We start from the raw sequence: 13,926 nt of genomic DNA on the forward strand, positions 1-13,926 counted from the left end.
CGGCAAATAGGGGAGGCGGCGCGCGCAGACCCCGTCGATACGGACCGCCTTTTCGCAAGGAGACGCTGCGGACACGCTTCCCTCCCCATGCACTTCCCAACCCGCGTGCCTACATCCGGTCATCACTCCACCAGCCCCGTCTTCAAAAATTCGCATGAATCATGTTGCCAGCCACATAATGCGCTCCTAGATATGTGTGGCCGGCAACATGAAATGCCGGATGCGCGACCGCGGAGGATCCGGGCGCGCGGCGAAGGATCAAGGAGCACGGGAATGACGACGATCTGGGATCCGATCGAACTGGGCGGCGTCCAGCTGCCGCATCGCCTGGCGCTGGCGCCGATGACGCGTTCGCGCGCCGGAGCCGATGGCGTGCCGGGCCCGCTCACGGCCGAATATTATGCGCAGCGCGCCGGGCTCGGCCTGCTGATCACGGAAGGCGTGCAGCCCTCCGAGGACGGGCAGGGCTATATGAACACGCCCGGCATCCACACGGCGGCGCAGCAGGCGGCCTGGCGCGAGGTTGCCGAGCGCGTGCACGCGGCGGGCGGCCGTATCTTCATGCAGCTGATGCACGCCGGCCGCGTCGGCCATCCCGACAACACGCCGCATCATCGCCCGCTGCTGGCGCCCTCGGCCATCGCCACCGGCGAGCCGGTCTTCACGCCGACCGGACCGCAGCCGGCCCCGGTGCCGCAGGCGCTGACCACCGACGAGATCCGCACCACGGTCGATGATTTCCGCCGGGCCGCCGCCGCGGCCATTGCCGCCGGCTTCGACGGCGTCGAGATTCACGGCGCGAACGGCTATCTCATCAACCAGTTCCTGGCGCCGACGGGCAATGTCCGCACCGATGAATATGGCGGCTCGATCGACAACCGCATCCGCTTCGCGCTCGAAGTTGCCGCCGCCGTCGCCGGCGAGATCGGCCCGGAGCGCACCGGCATCCGCCTCTCGCCCGGCTTCGTGATCGCTGGCCTCGACGAGGGTCCGGAGGGGCCGGAGCTCTATCGCCGCCTTGTCGAGCGCCTCGCCGCGCTGGATCTCGCCTATCTGCATCTCTTCTATTTCGGCGACGAGGCGCTGCTCGCCGAGATTCGCGCGCTCTGGCCGAATGCGCTGCTTCTCGTACGGCCCGGCCGCACGCGCGAGCAGATCGGCCGCGACCTGGCCGCCGGCATCGCCGATATCGAGCCGATCGGCACCTTCGCGCTCGCCAACCCGGATCTGGTCGAACGATTGAAGTCCGGCGCCGAGTTCAATACAGCAGACAAGGCGACGTTCTTCGGCGGCGGCGCGGCGGGCTATACGGATTATCCGCGCCTGCCCGTGCACGAGGCCGCCGAATAGGAGGAGCGATGCAGGACGGACCGGACGATCCCTGCGGTGTCGATGCCGGTCAATGCGTTGCGGCCGAGGCCAGCTTCGGCCGCGACTTTCCCGCGAGCTGCGCGATCGCCATGCTGGCGCGCGCGCACCGCGCCGCCGTCCAGGCGCTGCTCGCCGATCTCGGCCTCTTTCCGGGCCAGGAGATCACGCTGATGCTGCTCTGGGACAAGGACGGGCAATCGCAGAAGGCGCTGTGCGAGGCGCAGCGGCTCGACCATTCCACCATCGCCAAATCGCTCCGCCGGCTCGAAGAGGTCGGGCTCGTCTCGCGCACGCGCTCCGACGACGACGCCCGCGTCTCGCTCGTCCGCCTGACCGAGAGCGGCAAGGCGCTGCGCGAGCGCACCGAGGCGGCGCTGGCCGAACTCGAACGGCGCGCCGTCGCGGACCTGACAGACGCCGAGCGCGCGACCTTCGTCGCCCTGGCGCATCGCATCGCCGGGTCAATCGACCGCAGGGCGGATTGATCGGGATCAAATTGGCGGCGCCGCTTCTCGCCTAGCCTTTATCCGATTGAGCGGGTGGGCTGCTTCGTGGCGAAGAAGATCGTGATCATCGACGGGCATCCGGATCCGGCCGGCGGGCATCTGTGCGATGCGCTCGCCGAGGCCTATGGCGAGGGTGCCGCGCATGCCGGGCACGAGGTCTTCCGCGTCCGCGTCGCCACCCTCGATTTCGCGCTGCTGCGCAATCAGGATGCGTTTCTGCACAGCCCCGTGCCCGATGCGCTGAAGCCGTGCAGCGACGCGGTTCTCGCCGCCGACCACATCGTCTTCGTCTTCCCGCTCTGGCTCGGCACCATGCCGGCGCTGCTCAAGGGCTTCCTCGAGCAGGTGATGCGGCCGGACCTCGCCTTCGCTGATGGCGACGGCGGCTTCCCGAAGAAGCTGCTCACCGGCAAGTCGGCGCGCCTCGTCGTGACCATGGGCATGCCGGCCTTCTTCTATCGCTGGTATTTCGGCGCCCATGCCTTGAAGGGCATGGAGCGGAACATTCTGAATTTCGTCGGCATCAAGCCGGTGCGCGAGACGCTGCTCGGCAATGTCGAGGGCGTCGACGCGCAAACGCGCGCGGGCTGGATCGCGGAGATGCGGGAACTCGGCGGCAAGGCCGCCTGACCATCCTTCGGCGCGGGCGGAGGGCCCACGCCGGAGAGACGCCCGGGAGGGCGGGCCGGGGCAGGGTGCGGAAAAGAGCTGTGGGGGCTCCCGATCCGCATCCGCCCCGGTCGTCTTTCGTCCGGGGCAGCAAAGGCTCCTTACCACGTGAACCCCGCCTCTGTCTCCCCCACGAAAAGGGGAGCGGCCGCCGCGACGACATCGCGCGGAAAGCTCTGCAGCGCCGCGACCTCGAACGGCAGATGCGGCATGTGGGCGGTGACGAGGGCTGCGACCGCCTCGGCTTGCGCCCGGTCACGCGCCCGCCGCTCCGCCTCGCGGTCCACCCGGCCCGACAGCCAGAGCTTGTGCACGGCGAACGCCCGCGGATCCGGCGCGACGAGACGGACGGGATAGCCGCGCTGGTCGATCGCCATCGCGGCGAACTCCGGCGCGCTCTCGAGCCAGGCCAGCCCATCGATCCCCACCGCCTGCAATTCGTCCGAAGCGACCGGGGAGAGGGCCGTCCGCTCTTCGCGCCATGGCGGGTTTCGGAGCGGTCTGATCAGGTCGACGAGATAGCCATCGCGATTGCGCGCGCGAAAATCCGCCGGCAGCCGCTCGAAGGAGCGATCCACCCGGCGCAGCAGCGCGATCAGGCTGCGCTCGCTGACTTCCTCCTCGGCGAGAAAGTCGATCCGGGCGCGGGCGTCGAACAGGAGGTCGATGTCCTCGGTGGTCGTCACGCCGACCGGAAAGCGCACCCCCGCCGCGGCCTCATAGGCGAAGAGCGCGTTCGTCCCTGCGACGCGCAGGCCCCGGCCCATGACGCCGGCAGCGTCGAGCGCGCGCAGGATTCGCGCGCCGAGGTCCGGTATGCGGTCGAGGCCGAGCGCCCGGTTGATGCCGGCCTGCCGTTCGATGGCGGCCCGCGCGGCCTTCAGATCCTCTGCCGCCTCCGCGCGCCCGCGCTCGAACGCTTGCTTCAGCGCCTCGGTTTCCGCCGTGCGGGGGCCGAGCGATCTCTGCCGCCGGAGGCCGCTTTTGGGGTCGTAATAGCTCTTCAGCAGATAGTCCGTGCCGCCGGTCGCCGAAAACACCATCGACCCGCGATAGCTGTCGCTTCGCTTCAAAGCCGCCTGAAACGCCTCGAAACGCTGCCGCGAATTGACCATCTCACGGCGCTGGTCGTTGTCAAGTTCTTGAAATTGCATGGTTCCAGCAATGGAAGGTGATTGTGGGGTCAGCTGTTGGAACAGAGCAAAGCATGGATGGGGCGAGATTCCAACAGTTGAGTTGGAAATGACATTGGAGTGTTGGAGGCCGGCCGGAATGAGAGGAGCGCCGTCTGCGACACATCCGGCCCGCAGGCCGCACTGATCCGCCGGGGACGGCGCGGCAGGATCAGCATCCGCCGCGCCGAGATATCGCGCGGCCAGCCCGCCAAGGCTTGTCATTGCCGGGCCCGACCCGCCAATCCAGCCTTTCCCGCGGCGCCCGCCTTCGACCCAGCGAAGGAGGCCTGGATTGCCGGGTCAAGCCCGGCAATGACGGGGGAGGGGGCGTGGTCAGGAGCGAACCCGTGGAGATCCGCCGCCGTCACGCCCGGTCGAGTCCCAGACATCTACGTCTTGCTGGCGGGCATGTGACGGGTGGCGGGCGAGCGCGGCACGGGAGCGGCGGTTACTGCTTGGTCTCGGCAGTCGATGGGGCCGCCCGGAGGATCATCAGTTGGGCGTGGCGCCAACGGTTTGAGCGGCCGGAGCCGTTGTGGTCACAGTCGGAGCCGGTGGTGCTGCCGGCGCGGCCTTCGGCGCAGGTGCGGCGGGTGCGGCCTTGGCTTGCGCGGAGGCCGTCTGGGATCGTTTCGCGGATGCCGGAGGCGCGCCTTGGAATCGGATATCGCATTGCTTGGCGATCGACGCCTGCTCGATCGCCTGCATCTCGCCCTTGAGCCGCGCCACCTCGCCGGCCTTGGCATTGTCGCCCTTGATCAGGAAAAGCGCCGGCCAGAACACGACGACGCCGATCGCCGTCGCCACCGCGTCATTGCTGGCCTGCTGGTTCTGCGCGCCTGCAGACGCTGCGGCGCTGATCGAGACGCGCTGAGCCTCGGCGGCCAGTTGTTCGCAACTCAGCTGCTGATACGGAAGGGGCGATACATAGGCCGCCGAGATATCATCCGGACGGGAGGCGCAGGCACTGACCCCCAGCGCCACGGCCACAACCAAGGCCGTCGATCTCACGCTCATTCCCTGCCCCCCAAAGGCGAATGCCGGATAGATCGCAATCTTTAATTGCAATAACTCCAACGTCAACAACCTGTGCGGGCTTCATCTCGGCACTCTGTCAGCGTCGCGCGCCAAGGGACCCAATCCTAGGAATAAAATCCTTGACAGCGCCGCGCTGCTCCGGTAGGGTTCAGGCATAGTCGGACAGTTGCGCGATGCCGCCGGGTGGTGGTTTTGCCGGTCCGATGCGAGACAGCTTCGTGGCCCGCTTTGGCGGGCTTTTTCTTTGCCCTTTTCATCCTTGGTTGGTCTCCGACCCGGCCCGTTCCTCCCCGGGCCGGTCGGCGATTCCGCCTTGCCTGCGGCTGTTGTCCTGCGTCGGCCCGGCAAGGCGGAATCGCCGCGTCTTATTTGGGGGTGGCAGGTGGCGAGGGCCGGCGGGTGGACGGCGATCTCCGCTTGAACCCCCCCCTTGAGGGAGGGTCGAAAGTGCGCAGCACTTTCGGGGAGGGGTTTGCTTCGGCAACGCCGAAGCGTGCTTCTCTTCCCCGCGAAGCGACCCCTCCCCAAAACCGCTACGCGGTTTTGGCCCTCCCTCAAGGGGAGGGCTCAAGACGATGGCACCTTCGGCGCCTTGCATGATCGACGAGCGACGGCCTGCAGGCCGTACGAATAGCGTCCGCAAAAGGAACTCTACCATGCCCGCGCATTCCGACGAGACGGTCGCCGCGGCGCGGCGGCTTTATGAGGAGGGGGTGCTCAGCGAGGCGGAGATCGAGCAGCGGACCGGCATGCCGCGCGGCACCTTCCGGGCGCGGGCGACACGCGAGGGCTGGGTGCGGCCGCATGCGCCGACCCGGGCCGCGGCGATCCGCGCCGCCGATCGCGTCTCGCTGGTGGCGCGGCTCTTCCGCTCCTTCGAGCGACAGATCGCCGATCTCGAAAAGCGCTTCGCGGCCGCCGATGGCGAGAGCGACGAGAAGGATGCGCGCATGCTCGCCGTGCTCGCCAAGACATTCGAGACGCTGAACGGATTGAAGGCCGAGGAGGACCGGAAGAAGGATGTCGCCGTCGATCTCGATACGCTCCGCGCGGAGCTTGCGAAACGCCTGGAACGCCTCGATCCGGGCGGGCCGGAGCCCGGCGGCGGCGATCGCGCGGCTGAGCTCGGCTGAAATCGACGCCTTCGCGAAGGATTGGGATTTCTGGGCCCGCGACGACCAGCTGCCGCCGGCGGGCGACTGGCTCACCTGGCTGATGATCGGCGGGCGCGGCGCCGGCAAGACGCGGGCCGGCGCGGAATGGGTCCGCGCCATGGCCGCGGGGCGCCCCGGCTATGCCAGTGCGCCGGCCGGGCGGATCGCGCTCGTCGGCGAGACGCTGGCCGATGTGCGCGACGTGATGATCGAGGGCGTCTCGGGCCTCCTCGCCGTGCACCGGCGGGACGAGCGGCCCCTGTGGCAGCCCTCGCGCCGCCGGCTCGAATGGCCGAACGGGGCCTATGCGCTCTGCTTCTCGTCGGAGGACCCGGAAAGCCTCCGCGGCCCGCAATTCGAGGCCGCCTGGGCGGATGAGCTCGGCAAATGGCGCCATGGCGAGGCGACCTGGGACATGCTGCAGTTCGGCCTTCGCCTCGGCGATCTGCCGCGCCAACTGGTCACGACCACGCCGCGCACGACGAAGCTGATGAAGCGCCTGATCGCCGCCGAACGCACCGTGGTGACGCGAGCCGGGACGGGGGCGAACCTCGCCAATCTGGCGCCGGGCTTCCTGGAGCGCGTGCTCGGCCGGTACAAGGGCACGCGGCTCGGCCGGCAGGAGATCGACGGCGAACTGATCGAGGATCGCGCCGACGCGCTCTGGAGCCGTGACGCGATCGAGGCGCTGCGCGTCGAAAGCGCGCCGGAATTGCAGCGGATCGCGGTCGCGGTCGATCCGCCCGCCTCGCGGCGGCGCGGCGCGGATGCCTGCGGCATCGTCGCCTGCGGCCTCGCCGGCGACGGCACGGCCTATGTGCTGGCGGACCGCTCGGTGGCGGAGGTGAAGCCCGCCGCCTGGGCAGCGGCGGCGGTCGGGCTCTATCGCGCGCTCGACGCCGACATTCTCGTCGCCGAGGTCAACCAGGGCGGCGACATGGTGGCGAGCGTGATCGGCGAGGTCGATCCGCACATTCCGGTGACGCCGGTGCGCGCGACGCGGGGCAAATATCTGCGCGCCGAGCCGGTGGCCGCGCTCTATGCACAGGGCCGCGTGCGCCATGCCGGGACGTTCCCGCAGCTGGAGGACGAACTGGCGGATTTCGGGCCGGAAGGGCTTTCGAACGGCCGCTCGCCGGACCGGCTCGATGCGCTCGTCTGGGCGCTGACCGCGCTGATGCTGAAAGGCGCCGGCGAGCCGCGGGTGAGGATGATCTGAGGCCGCTTCGAGCGATGGAGGATCGCCATGGGCGTGACGAAGGAGAAGCACCCCGCCCACCGCGCGTCGCCGATCGGGGCGCTGCTGCGCGGGCTCGGCGCGCTGGCCGTGTTCGCGCATCCCGCGCCGCGCGCCGATGCCGGGGCGAAATCGGTGCGGGTCGCGCGCTCGCTCGCCGGCGATTGGGACCGGCTCGGCGCGGATTTCCGCAAGGTCGTCGATCGTGCCCGCTTGTCCGGCTAGCGATCCGGCCGTGGAGGAGGCGCCGCCCGATGATCTCGCCGCCCATCCCTATGCCTGGGCCGGGCCGCTGCCGCCGCCGCAATTGCTGCGCCAGTTTGACGACGTGGTCGCGGACGGCGCCGAGCGGATCATGCGGCAATGGGAGGGCGAATCCGGCCATCGGCGCATGATGGAGCGCCGCGAGGCGGAGATTTTCGCGCGCGCCGATCTGCTGGGTCGCCTGTTTGCCTTCGCCTTCGTGCTGCTCGCGCTCGCCGTGACGGCGGTCGCGATCACCCATGCGCAACCTTTCGTCGCCGCCATCCTCGGCGGCACCACCATCGCCTCGATCGTCTGGGCGTTCCTCAGGACGCACCGGGACGGGGGGTAAGGCCCCGACCTCGAGTCACCGCAGGGCATCAATCCGGCCTCGCGCCCGCCCTTCTTCACCTCCCCCCAAGGGAGAGGAGGAAGGCGCGGCGGCGCATCGGTTCGGCCGGCACATCCTTCATCGACGGGAGTTCTCATGAAACCCTCACTCCTTTCCCGCCTGCTCGGGCGGCGCGTTGCCGTGCCCGAGGCGAAGGCGTCGCGGACCGGGCCGTTGCTGGCTTTGCAGGGGCAGGGCCGCGCCCGTTGGACGCCGCGCGATCTCGCCGCGCTCGCCCATGAGGGCTTCATGAAGAATGCGGTCGTCTACCGCGCCGTGACGATGATCGCCGAAGCCGCGGCCTCGGTGCCGCTGCTCGCCTATGAGGGCGAGGCGGAGGCGCCGGATCATCCGCTGCTGGCGCTGCTTGCCCGGCCGAACCGCCACCAGGGCGGCGCCGAGTTGATGGAAACGCTCTATGCGAACCTGCTCGTCGCCGGCAATGCCTATGCCGAGCTCGTCCGTCTCGGCGCCGCGCCGGCCGAGCTGCATGCGCTGCGGCCCGATCGGATGCGCATCGTGCCGGGGCCGGAGGGCTGGCCCGAGGCCTATGAATACACCGCCGCCGGGCGGACCCTGCGCTTCGAGGGGACGGGCGCGGGCGACATCGCGCCGATCCTGCATCTGAAGCGCTACCACCCGCTCGACGACTACTACGGCTTCGCGCCGATGGAGGCGGCGGCCGTGGCGCTCGACATCCACAATGCCGCCGGCGCCTGGAACAAGGCGCTGCTCGACAATTCCGCCCGTCCCTCCGGCGCGCTGGTCTATCGCGGCGAGGGCGGGGCGAACCTTTCCCAGGACCAGTTCGAGCGGCTGAAGCGCGAGCTGGAGGCCAATTATACCGGCGCGATCTCGGCCGGCCGGCCGCTGCTGCTCGAAGGCGGGCTCGACTGGACGTCGATGGCGCTGACCCCGCGCGACATGGATTTCATGGAGGCGAAGAACGGCGCGGCGCGCGAGATCGCCTTCGCCTTTGGCGTGCCGCCCATGCTGATCGGCATTCCCGGCGACAGCACCTATTCGAACTACGCCGAGGCCAACCGCGCCTTCTGGCGCCAGACCGTGCTGCCGCTGGTCGGGCGCACGGCAGCGGCGCTCGCCAACTGGCTGGCGCCCGCTTATGGCGGCGCCATCCGGCTCGGCTATGACGCCGATGCCGTCGAGGCGCTGGCCGACGAGCGCGAGGCGCTCTGGCGCCGCGTCGCCGCCGCCGATTTCCTCTCCCGCGACGAGAAGCGCCAGGCCGTCGGCTATGGCGCCGAAGGGGAGGGGGAATGGGACGGCTGAACCCGATTGTGAGCCCGTCGCCGCAAGGGATTCCGCGGATTCGGGAAATAGCTCCCTTCTCAACTCAGTTCTGAAGCGCCGTGCGCTTCAAGCCCCCTCCCTAACCCTCCCCCGCAAGCGGGAGAGGGGATGCCAGCCGCTTGTCTCGACGCCGATCGAAAGGCGCCGGCCTGCTCCCTCTCCCGCGCAGCGGGGGAGGGCTGGGGAGGGGGCTCCCGCCCTCCGTCCCGACCGTCTGATGCACGACATGCCAACCGCGGCCCGCGCCGCGATGGAGACCCCATGCCACCACCGATCGCACCGCCTTTGCTCGAAACGAAAGTCGCCGCCGCGGATCTGTCCGGCATCGACGGCGAGGGCACGTTTTCCGGCTATGCCAGCCTGTTCGGCGTCGCCGATCTCTCCGGCGGCCTCGTCATGCCCGGCGCGTTTCTCCGCTCGGTCGCGGCGCGGCGCGCCTCGGGCATCCGCATGCTCTACCAGCACGATCCGGCCGAGCCGATCGGCGTCTGGCTCGACATTCGCGAGGACCAGCGCGGCCTCTTCGTTCGCGGCCGGCTGACGCTCGACGTCGCCCGCGGCCGCGAAGTGGCGAGCCTGATGCGGGCCGGCGCGCTCGACGGGCTCTCGATCGGCTTCAAGACCGTGAAGGCGAGGGCCGAGCGGGCGAACGGCATCCGCCGCCTGACCGAAATCGATCTCTGGGAGATCTCGGTCGTCACCTTTCCCATGCAGCCCGAGGCGCGCGTCTCCGCCGTCAAGGCGCGCCCCGCCTCCCGTTCGCTGGCCGCGCAGATGCGGCGCGCGGCGCTCTCCCTGAACGGCACCACCAGCAGCAAGAGGACATCCAAATGACCAGCATCGAGGAACGGATCCGCGCGCCGGAGGCGAAGGCGGCCGAAGGCAAGGGCGGGACGGTGAAGCCGGCCGAGATGAAGTCGGCCGAAGGCGGCGACGTCGCGGCGGCGTTCGACGATTTTCTCTCCGCCTTCGAGGCGTTCAAGGAGACGAATGACGAGCGCCTCGCCGAGATCGAGCAGAAGCTCTCGGCCGATCCGCTCACCGTCGAGAAGCTCGACCGCATCAACAAGTCGCTCGACGAGCTGACGCTGAAGAGCCGCCGTCCGCCGCTCTCTGGCGAGCGGGGCGGCGAGCGGCGGCCGAGCGAGCACAAGGCCGCCTTCGAGGCCTATGTCCGCGGCGGCGACGAGGATGGCCTCCGCCGTCTTGAGGCCAAGGCGCTGTCCGCCGGCTCCAATGCCGATGGCGGCTACACCGTGCCGCTCGAAACCGAGACCGAGATCGGCAAGCGCCTCGCCAATATCTCGCCGATCCGCGCCATCGCCGATGTGCGCCAGGTCTCGTCGGGCACCTATCGCCGTCCCTTCATGACGGCGGGCCCGGCGGTCGGCTGGGCCGGCGAGACGGATGCGCGCAGCCAGACGACCTCGCCGACCATCGCGGCGCTCGATTTCCCTGCCATGGAGCTCTACGCCATGCCGGCGGCGACGGCGGCGCTGCTGGATGACTCGGCCGTCAATATCGACGAATGGCTCGCCGCCGAGGTCGAGGGCGCCTTCGCCGCGCAGGAGGGCACCGCCTTCGTCTCCGGCGATGGCTCCAACAAGCCGAAGGGTTTCCTCGCCTATACGACGGCGGCGGAAGGCTCCTGGAGCTGGGGCAAGATCGGCTATGTCGTGACCGGCGCGTCCGGTGCTTTGCCGGCTTCCAATCCCTCCGACGTGCTGATCGACCTGATCTACACGCTGAAGGCCGGCTATCGCGCCAATGCCCGCTTCGTGCTCAACCGCCGCACCCAGGCGGCGATCCGCAAGCTGAAGGATGCCGAAGGCAATTATCTCTGGCAGCCGGCGGCGGTGGCGGGCGGCGAAGCCTCGCTGCTCGGCTTCCCGGTCACCGAGGCCGAGGACATGCCGGACATCGCCGCCAATGCGCTCGCGCTCGCCTTCGGTGATTTCAAGCGCGGCTATCTCGTCGTCGACCGCCTCGGCGTCTCGGTGCTGCGCGATCCCTATTCCGCCAAGCCCTATGTGCTCTTCTACACGGCGAAGCGTGTCGGCGGCGGCGTGCAGGATTTCGACGCCATCAAGCTGCTGAAGTTCGGGACGTCGTAGCGGCCCCCGGCGACTCTTCTCCTTCCCCCTTGCGGGGAGGATCGGGGAGGGGGTACCGGCGCCGGCCGATGTCGTTGGAAGCGGCGCTCCCTTCCCATCCTGATCCGTCGGAGGCGGTAGCCCCTCCCTAGCCCTCCCCGCAAGGGGGAGGGAACCGGGCACGGCTGACCACCTCCGCCTTCCCTTTTCGCAGGACATCATCATGACCGCTGCTCTCACCACCGGGCCGGCGCTGGAGCCCGTGTCGCTGGCCGACGTCAAGGCGCACCTCCGCATCGATCTCGACGACGACGACGCGCTGATCACCGCCGCGATCACCTCCGCGCGCATCCATGTCGAGACCGCGACGCGCCGCGCGCTGATCCGTCAGAACTGGCGCCTCTATCTGTCCGAATGGCCGAAGGGCCGCGCGATCGAACTGCCGGTCTCGCCGCTGATCGCGGTCAACGCCGTTACCTTCTACGACATCGTCGGCGCGCCGACGCTCTGGGGGGAAGAGAACTGGCGGGTCGAGGCGCAGGCCAATCCGCCGCGCCTGGTCGCGAAGCTCCGCCCGGCCGCCGCGCTCTACGACAACGGCATCGAGATCGACCTGACCGCCGGCTATGGCGTCTCGTCGATCGACGTGCCGGCGCCGCTGCGCCAGGCGATTCTGATCCTCGTCACGCATTGGTACGAGCATCGCGGCATGGTCGGCCATGATTTCTCCGGCGCGATCGCGCCCGCCGGCTTCGAGGCGCTGATCGCGCCCTACAAGGTCCGTTCCCTGTGAGGGACGATTTCGATCCCGGCTGGATTGCGCATCGCGTCGTCATCGAGCGGCCCGTCCGCAGCGAGGACGGCGCCGGCGGCGCGACGATCGCCTTCGAGACGCTGGCGACCGTCTGGGCCGCGATCGAGCCGGTCGCCGCTCGCGAAGACAGCTCCAATGGCCGGCTCGCGACGCGCATCACCCACCGCGTGACGATCCGCTGGCGCGACGACGTGACGGGCGCGATGCGCCTTCGGCACCGCGGCCGCGTCCTGCGCATCGCGAGCCTCCGCGACGCGGCCGAGGACCGCCGCTTCCTCACCATCGACGCCGAGGAGGAACGGATATGAGCCGCAAGCTGACAGGCGCCGCCCTGGCGACGGCATTGAGCAAGGCAGCGGAAGCGGCGATTGCGGGGGCGGTGGAGCGGAATGCAAGCCAGCTCTCCGCGTCTTTGGCCGGCGTCGATGGAGGTCGCGATCAGCCCTCTCCCCCCTTGCGGGGGAGAGCGGCAGAGGGGGGCGCCGCCACAGGCGGCGGTCCTCTTTCACCTCCCCCTGAGGGGGAGGTCGGCCCGCAGGGCCGGGAGAGGGTTTACGGACTATCCGGAGAATTCCCTAAACCCTCTCCCGCCGGCCTCCGGCCGTCGACCTCCCCCTCAGGGGGAGGTGAAGGGATGGTCACCCTCACCCTATCCGCCCCGAACCTCTTCGCCCGCGAATTCGGCGCGCTCGGCGCGCCTGCCGATCCCGTCCTTGCGCCGGCGATCGACGCCATCCGACGGAGGCCCGCATGAACCCGGCCGCGCTCGACCTGCAGGCTGCCATCGCCGCGCATCTTCGCGCCGATGCCGATCTCGGCGCGCTCATCGGCGGCTCGCGCATCCATGACGCGCCACCGCGCGGCACTGAATTTCCGTTCGTCGCGATCGGCGACGCCGGCCAGACCGACTGGTCGGATGGCGACACGGCGGGCGGCTCGCTCCGCGTCCTGCTCCATGTCTGGTCGCGCGCCGCGGGAAAGCGTGAGGCCTGGACGATCCTCGGCGCGCTGATGCGCCTGCTGCACGAGGCCGAGCTGCCGCTCGCCGATCATACGCTGGTGCTGCTCCGCGCCGAATTCGCCGAAGTGCGGATGGATCCGGACGGGCTCACCGAGCACGGCGTGCTCAGGCTCGGCGCGCTGGTGGAGGGGTAGGAACTTGGCTCTCTCCTGCCGGGGTGGCTTTTCCTACTGGCTCTCTTTTTCACCTCTCCCTGAGGGAGAGGTCGGCCCGAAGGGCCGGGAGAGGGTTTACGGCCTCTCCGGATGGTTCCCTAAACCCTCTCCCGCCGGCCTTCGGCCGTCGACCTCCCCCTCAGGGGGAGGTGAAAGAGCGGAGCGCACCGCGACCGGAGAGAGCCCGCCGGTACCCCCTCCCTAGCTCTCCCTCAAGGGGAGGGTTCAAGTCCTCTCTTTGCCTCCCAATCCGGCCGCAGCATCGACATCACCATTTCGTCGTGATGCGTGCCGCCCATGAAGACGCGGCCGCGGGTGATGCCTTCGACGGTGAAGCCGGCCGCCGCATAGGCGCGGCGGGCGCGTTCATTAGCCGGGAAAAGACCGATTTCGAGACGGTAGCAGGGCGTATCCGTGAAGACGCGGTCGATGGCGGCGGCGAGCATGGCGCGGCCGATGCCGCGGCCGGGCTCGGTGACCACCACGCGCTTCACCAGCGCGCAGCCATCGGCGGCGTTCCAGTCGCGCACGATGACGAAGCCGACCGGCGCGCCGGCCCGCTCGCCGATGAAATAGGCATGGCGGCCGTCCTCCAGGAACGTCTCGTGCTGCGCCATGCCGGAGCGGCCGACCAGCGCTTCATAGCCTGGCAGGCGCTCGCTGGCGAAAACGAAATCGAGATCGGCCCGGCTTGCCGGGCGCACGCTGATCGCCTGATCCGACACGAAACCCTCCGGCGGGTCATCCC

16 protein-coding genes are annotated in these 13,926 nt (G+C 69.5%); 13 read left to right on the forward strand and 3 right to left on the reverse strand.

All coding sequences use genetic code 11. The annotated features are described in order from the left end of the window. Nucleotides 1-273: 273 nt before the first annotated feature. The 3 genes from GGR25_RS08735 to GGR25_RS08745 all read left to right on the forward strand — a co-directional run bounded on the left by GGR25_RS08735 (nucleotide 274) and on the right by GGR25_RS08745 (nucleotide 2,507). Nucleotides 274-1,350, forward strand: a complete 1,077-nt coding sequence (locus GGR25_RS08735) for an alkene reductase (RefSeq protein ID WP_183398350.1) — start codon at nucleotides 274-276, stop codon at nucleotides 1,348-1,350. An 8-nt stretch (nucleotides 1,351-1,358) separates the two neighbouring features. Beyond that, entirely contained in the window at nucleotides 1,359-1,856 is a 498-nt protein-coding gene (locus tag GGR25_RS08740; RefSeq protein ID WP_210299856.1) for a MarR family winged helix-turn-helix transcriptional regulator, read from the forward strand. Nucleotides 1,857-1,922: 66 nt separating this feature from the next. Beyond that, a complete protein-coding gene (locus tag GGR25_RS08745; protein ID WP_183398351.1) occupies nucleotides 1,923-2,507 on the forward strand; it encodes an NAD(P)H-dependent oxidoreductase in 585 nt (194 codons plus the stop codon). Between the two features lie 140 nt (nucleotides 2,508-2,647). Here the strand turns inward: GGR25_RS08745 and GGR25_RS08750 are convergent, their stop codons facing one another. Together GGR25_RS08750 and GGR25_RS08755 are read right to left on the reverse strand one after the other, a co-directional pair. Next, entirely contained in the window at nucleotides 2,648-3,661 is a 1,014-nt protein-coding gene (locus GGR25_RS08750; RefSeq protein ID WP_246409373.1) for a GSU2403 family nucleotidyltransferase fold protein, read from the reverse strand. Between the two features lie 552 nt (nucleotides 3,662-4,213). After that, nucleotides 4,214-4,738, reverse strand: coding sequence for a hypothetical protein (locus GGR25_RS08755; RefSeq protein ID WP_183398353.1), 525 nt, complete (start codon nucleotides 4,736-4,738; stop codon nucleotides 4,214-4,216). Nucleotides 4,739-5,415: 677 nt separating this feature from the next. On the opposite strand from GGR25_RS08755, the gene GGR25_RS08760 reads away from it, so the two are divergent. From GGR25_RS08760 to GGR25_RS08805, 10 genes are all read left to right on the forward strand, one after another. Then, nucleotides 5,416-5,892, forward strand: a complete 477-nt coding sequence (locus GGR25_RS08760) for a hypothetical protein (RefSeq protein WP_183398354.1) — start codon at nucleotides 5,416-5,418, stop codon at nucleotides 5,890-5,892. Continuing rightward, nucleotides 5,870-7,132: a DNA-packaging protein gene (locus tag GGR25_RS08765; RefSeq protein ID WP_343068015.1), complete on the forward strand. Its 1,263-nt coding sequence runs from the start codon at nucleotides 5,870-5,872 to the stop codon at nucleotides 7,130-7,132. The genes GGR25_RS08760 and GGR25_RS08765 overlap by 23 nt, the downstream gene beginning before the upstream one ends. Before the next feature lie 27 nt (nucleotides 7,133-7,159). Beyond that, nucleotides 7,160-7,375 (forward strand): hypothetical protein, encoded by a 216-nt coding sequence (locus tag GGR25_RS08770; protein ID WP_183398356.1) that lies wholly within the window; start codon nucleotides 7,160-7,162, stop codon nucleotides 7,373-7,375. Between the two features lie 10 nt (nucleotides 7,376-7,385). Then, nucleotides 7,386-7,745, forward strand: a complete 360-nt coding sequence (locus tag GGR25_RS08775) for a DUF2335 domain-containing protein (protein ID WP_183398357.1) — start codon at nucleotides 7,386-7,388, stop codon at nucleotides 7,743-7,745. A 135-nt stretch (nucleotides 7,746-7,880) separates the two neighbouring features. After that, complete coding sequence (locus GGR25_RS08780) at nucleotides 7,881-9,074, forward strand: phage portal protein (RefSeq protein WP_183398358.1); 1,194 nt, start codon at nucleotides 7,881-7,883, stop codon at nucleotides 9,072-9,074. 282 nt (nucleotides 9,075-9,356) lie between these two features. Beyond that, a complete protein-coding gene (locus tag GGR25_RS08785; RefSeq protein ID WP_183398359.1) occupies nucleotides 9,357-9,929 on the forward strand; it encodes an HK97 family phage prohead protease in 573 nt (190 codons plus the stop codon). Nucleotides 9,930-10,006: 77 nt separating this feature from the next. Further along, on the forward strand, nucleotides 10,007-11,209 hold the full coding sequence (locus GGR25_RS08790; protein ID WP_246409488.1) for a phage major capsid protein: 1,203 nt from the start codon (nucleotides 10,007-10,009) through the stop codon (nucleotides 11,207-11,209). Between the two features lie 202 nt (nucleotides 11,210-11,411). Further along, nucleotides 11,412-11,981 (forward strand): head-tail connector protein, encoded by a 570-nt coding sequence (locus tag GGR25_RS08795; RefSeq protein ID WP_183398361.1) that lies wholly within the window; start codon nucleotides 11,412-11,414, stop codon nucleotides 11,979-11,981. After that, complete coding sequence (locus tag GGR25_RS08800) at nucleotides 11,978-12,310, forward strand: phage head closure protein (RefSeq protein ID WP_183398362.1); 333 nt, start codon at nucleotides 11,978-11,980, stop codon at nucleotides 12,308-12,310. The genes GGR25_RS08795 and GGR25_RS08800 overlap by 4 nt, the downstream gene beginning before the upstream one ends. Before the next feature lie 442 nt (nucleotides 12,311-12,752). Then, entirely contained in the window at nucleotides 12,753-13,157 is a 405-nt protein-coding gene (locus GGR25_RS08805) for a DUF3168 domain-containing protein (protein ID WP_183398363.1), read from the forward strand. Between the two features lie 233 nt (nucleotides 13,158-13,390). Here GGR25_RS08805 and GGR25_RS08810 read toward each other — a convergent pair whose 3' ends face one another. Continuing rightward, nucleotides 13,391-13,903, reverse strand: a complete 513-nt coding sequence (locus GGR25_RS08810) for a GNAT family N-acetyltransferase (RefSeq protein ID WP_343068002.1) — start codon at nucleotides 13,901-13,903, stop codon at nucleotides 13,391-13,393. Between the last annotated feature and the right edge of the window lie 23 nt (nucleotides 13,904-13,926).

Origin of the sequence: Kaistia hirudinis (genome assembly GCF_014196455.1) — a bacterium.
GTDB lineage: Bacteria > Pseudomonadota > Alphaproteobacteria > Rhizobiales > Kaistiaceae > Kaistia > Kaistia hirudinis.

Excerpts from the sequence above, each read along its gene's own strand:
- GGR25_RS08770 (WP_183398356.1), top strand. The coding sequence starts at position 7,160 with ATGGGCGTGACGAAGGAGAAGCACCCCGCCCACCGCGCGTCGCCGATC.
- GGR25_RS08750 (WP_246409373.1), bottom strand. The coding sequence starts at position 3,661 with ATGGTCAATTCGCGGCAGCGTTTCGAGGCGTTTCAGGCGGCTTTGAAG.
- GGR25_RS08780 (WP_183398358.1), top strand. The coding sequence starts at position 7,881 with ATGAAACCCTCACTCCTTTCCCGCCTGCTCGGGCGGCGCGTTGCCGTG.
- GGR25_RS08805 (WP_183398363.1), top strand. The coding sequence starts at position 12,753 with ATGAACCCGGCCGCGCTCGACCTGCAGGCTGCCATCGCCGCGCATCTT.
- GGR25_RS08755 (WP_183398353.1), bottom strand. The coding sequence starts at position 4,738 with ATGAGCGTGAGATCGACGGCCTTGGTTGTGGCCGTGGCGCTGGGGGTC.
- GGR25_RS08735 (WP_183398350.1), top strand. The coding sequence starts at position 274 with ATGACGACGATCTGGGATCCGATCGAACTGGGCGGCGTCCAGCTGCCG.
- GGR25_RS08740 (WP_210299856.1), top strand. The coding sequence starts at position 1,359 with ATGCAGGACGGACCGGACGATCCCTGCGGTGTCGATGCCGGTCAATGC.
- GGR25_RS08795 (WP_183398361.1), top strand. The coding sequence starts at position 11,412 with ATGACCGCTGCTCTCACCACCGGGCCGGCGCTGGAGCCCGTGTCGCTG.
- GGR25_RS08785 (WP_183398359.1), top strand. The coding sequence starts at position 9,357 with ATGCCACCACCGATCGCACCGCCTTTGCTCGAAACGAAAGTCGCCGCC.
- GGR25_RS08760 (WP_183398354.1), top strand. The coding sequence starts at position 5,416 with ATGCCCGCGCATTCCGACGAGACGGTCGCCGCGGCGCGGCGGCTTTAT.
- GGR25_RS08790 (WP_246409488.1), top strand. The coding sequence starts at position 10,007 with ATGAAGTCGGCCGAAGGCGGCGACGTCGCGGCGGCGTTCGACGATTTT.